The sequence below is a fragment of the Methyloceanibacter sp. genome (genome assembly GCF_051306395.1).
Classification (GTDB): Bacteria; Pseudomonadota; Alphaproteobacteria; order Rhizobiales; family Methyloligellaceae; genus Methyloceanibacter.
Map to the genome: position 1 here is coordinate 1 of NZ_JBPPND010000214.1, position 3,230 is coordinate 3,230.

Sequence of the window (3,230 nt, forward strand, 5' to 3'; positions counted from 1 at the left end):
ACAACCGCCACCGCCCCTGCTCGTTCATCGAGATCATGCCGCGCCTCACCGAGAGCAAGAAGAAGAAGGCGAAGGCCTAGCTGCATAACTGTGGCCGGGCGGCCACCCCTGAGGCAATTCGCTGCCGATCCAAACTCGGCCACGTGGTAGCGTGCGCCACATGAGCGACCGCAAAACAAACGTCACGCCTTACGCGCAGCTCGAGACCCGATTCGAGGAGCTTCACCAGCTCGGACACGCCCAGGCCATGCTGAGCTGGGACGACGCGGTGATGATGCCCCGCGGCGGTGGCCCGGCGCGCGGCGAGGCGCTTGCCGCGCTCGCGGCGCTCGCGCACCGGACGCTGACGGCGCCTGAAGTCGGGGACCTGCTGGACAGGGCCGGCGCCAGCTTGGCGCAGCTGAACGCATGGCAGCAGGCGAACTTGCGTGCGATGCGGCGGACGCACACCCGCGCCGTGGCGCTGCCCGAGGCTCTCGTGCGCACCAATCAGCTCGCCACGACGCGCTGTCAGCAGATATGGCGCGCTGCCCGGGCGGACAACGATTGGAACGCAGTGAAAGGCTCGCTGGGCGAGGTGATCGCCCTCGCCCGCGAGGAAGCGGCGGCACTCGGGGACGCGCTTGCGCTCGATCCGTACGATGCGCTGCTCGACGGTTACGAGGAAGGAACGCGCGAAGCCCACGTCACGCAGCTGTTCGATGACCTCAAGGGCTTCCTGCCGGGCTTCATCGATCGTGTTATAGCGCGCCAAACCGCGCCGTTCCCGCTGCCCGGCCCCTTCCCCCGCGACGGCCAGCACGCCCTCGGCGAAGACATGATGCGCCTGCTCGGCTTCGACTTCAGCCGAGGCCGTCTCGACGTCAGCCACCATCCGTTCTGTGGCGGCGTTCCCGACGATACGCGCATCACCACTCGCTACAGCGAAGAAGAGTTTCTCGAGTCGCTCATGGCGGTGCTGCATGAAACCGGCCACGCGCTCTACCAGCAGGGCCTCCCGGCCGACTGGCGGCGGCAGCCCGTGGGCAATTGTCTCGGCGCGGCGGTGCACGAGAGCCAGTCGCTATTCGTGGAGATGCAGATGTCGCGCGGCCGCGCCTTCATCGAGTTCGCCGCACCGCATCTGCGCCGCCACCTCGGGGGCAAGCCGGGCGACGCCGCCTGGACCGCAGACAACCTGCAGGCGCATTCGCGGCAGGTGCGCAGAGGCTATATCCGGGTCGACGCCGACGAACTTACCTATCCGCTCCACGTCATTCTCCGCTTCGAAATCGAGCGGGCCTTGATCGCCGGCAAGCTCGACGCCGCAGACATTCCCGACGCCTGGAACGAGGCCATGACGCGCTATCTCGGCCTCTCGACGGAAGGCGATTACCGGAACGGCTGCATGCAGGACGTTCACTGGTTCGCCGGGCTGTTCGGATATTTTCCCACCTATACGCTCGGCGCGCTGATGGCCGCCCAATGGTTCGCGGCCGCCAGGGCGACGCTGCCCGACCTGGACTCGCAGATCGAAGCGGGCGACTTCGCGCCCCTGATCGGCTGGCTGCGCCGGAATATTCACGGCCGCGGACAGCTCAAGACGGCGAGCGAGCTGCTGATCGATGTCACGGGCGAGCCCTTGAGCTTGCGGCACTTCAAAACGCATCTCGAGAACCGCTATCCAGGCTGAGCCCGGCCTTACGTCGCGGCATCATCGTCCGCTGGCGAATTCGTCTCGCCTTCGCCGGGGGCAGCCGGCTTATCCTCGCCAGTGGTCTGGTTCAACCGCTCGATCTCCGACTTCGCCTGATCGAGCGCCGTCTCCAGACGGTCGACCTCGGATTGAAGTTCGGCCCGTTCGCCTTCCTTGTCTTGAAGCTCCGTCCGCAGACGCGCGACCTGCTGTTCAAGATTTCTCTTCTGCTGATCGGCGGTGTCAGCGGCCTCCTGAGCGGCAGCCAAATCATCGCGCGCCGCATCGCGGTCGCTTTGCGCCGCTTTAAGCTTGTCGCGCTCCTGCTTGAGCTGGGCTTGCGCCGTTTCGAGCGCGGCATTGAGCCGCTCGGACTCCGCCTCCGCCTCAGTCAAAGCGTTTTGCACTTCGGCGATCTGCGCATCCTTGGCTTCGATGTCCTTCGCGCCGCGATCGAGCGCCTCTTGGGCGGAACTCAAATCCGCCTGGGCGCTTTCCAGGCTGGCGCGCGTCTTTTTCAGTTCGCCCGACGTCACGCCGATCTCGTCCTGAAGCGTCTGACGCTCCGCCTCGACGGCTTCGTATTCCTGCTGAACGGCCGCGCGTTCCTCCCTGGCCTTGTCGAGATCGGTTTGCAGCGTGCTCGTGAGGCGTTCCAGCTCGGAGGCCCCCGCCTTGCTCTGCAGGGTCTCTTCGCGGGAGAGCGCGAGCTGGCGGTGCAGCGTCTCGACACGCTCCTCCATCATCGTGAGCCGGTAGCCCAGGGCGACGCTCACCACCATCAGGGCCACGACGACGAGCCAGATCCAAATGGCGACAGGGCGTGTATCGGGCATGCGTTTCCTCCAAGGTCGATGGCTAGGCGGTCTTGCGCCGCCTTCGCACGTGAACTTCGAGGCTCAACCTATGCCTGCACCGGTTGGTTCCTTAATCGCTTAACGCCGTTTGATCCGCGATCGGGCGTAAGCCGGAAGAGCAACAGGAGTGGAGTCCGCCTGGCTGGAACCCGGCTTTCGCCGGGATGACGACCGTTGGCAGTCCCGCTCACCAGCTCGACACGCGCGGCCCGCGTCTACACCTCGTCGGCGACCGGCGTCCAGGTGTTCACGCCGCAAGGTGATCTTCTGGGGGAGATCGTAGCCCCGGGCGTGCCCAATTTCACCTTCGGCGGACCGAAGAACGACGTGCTGTTCATTCTCGGCGACACCAAGATCTGGCAGGCGAAGCTTCGCGCTAAGGGCGTCTAATCTAGAGGCGTCTAATCTCTCGAGGTCGTCTTTTCGGGTGCGGGTATCTCGCCCGTGACGGCATGCGCTGCCGCTGCTCCCTCGTGTTTAGAGCGCACAAGCAGCTCGCGCACGCCGACCGCAAATCTCCTGAAGAGACGTGTTCAGCATGCCATGGGCCTCCTGCAAGAGGTCGAACTCGCGGCGGATGGCCTTGTCCGCTATAGGGTGATGGTTAAGCGTGGTCGATGGCTCGCCTCCTCTGCTATGCTCTGCCGCAAGGAGCACAGGCGGGACCTGCGAGGGGTACTCAGTGTTATGGACAGGGC

General features: G+C 65.3%; 4 protein-coding genes. 2 read left to right on the forward strand and 2 right to left on the reverse strand.

All coding sequences use genetic code 11. The features are described 5' to 3' along the window. Positions 1–160: 160 nt before the first annotated feature. Positions 161–1,672, forward strand: a complete 1,512-nt coding sequence (locus tag ACSLE4_RS11195; RefSeq protein ID WP_435904531.1) for a carboxypeptidase M32 — start codon at positions 161–163, stop codon at positions 1,670–1,672. An 8-nt stretch (positions 1,673–1,680) separates the two neighbouring features. Here the strand turns inward: ACSLE4_RS11195 and ACSLE4_RS11200 are convergent, their stop codons facing one another. After that, on the reverse strand, positions 1,681–2,511 hold the full coding sequence (locus ACSLE4_RS11200) for a hypothetical protein (RefSeq protein WP_435904532.1): 831 nt from the start codon (positions 2,509–2,511) through the stop codon (positions 1,681–1,683). 195 nt (positions 2,512–2,706) lie between these two features. Here ACSLE4_RS11200 and ACSLE4_RS11205 point away from each other — a divergent pair, with 195 nt between their 5' ends. Continuing rightward, positions 2,707–2,922 carry a hypothetical protein gene (locus ACSLE4_RS11205; protein ID WP_435904533.1) on the forward strand — a complete coding sequence of 72 codons (216 nt, stop codon included), beginning with the start codon at positions 2,707–2,709 and terminating at the stop codon, positions 2,920–2,922. Positions 2,923–3,009: 87 nt separating this feature from the next. On the opposite strand, the gene ACSLE4_RS11210 is transcribed toward ACSLE4_RS11205, so the two are convergent. Beyond that, positions 3,010–3,230, reverse strand: a 221-nt coding sequence (locus ACSLE4_RS11210; protein WP_435904534.1) for a hypothetical protein, incomplete at its 5' end; no start/stop codon positions are given.

Coding starts and splice junctions, on each gene's coding strand:
- ACSLE4_RS11195 (WP_435904531.1), top strand. CDS start 161: ATGAGCGACCGCAAAACAAACGTCACGCCTTACGCGCAGCTCGAGACC.
- ACSLE4_RS11200 (WP_435904532.1), bottom strand. CDS start 2,511: ATGCCCGATACACGCCCTGTCGCCATTTGGATCTGGCTCGTCGTCGTG.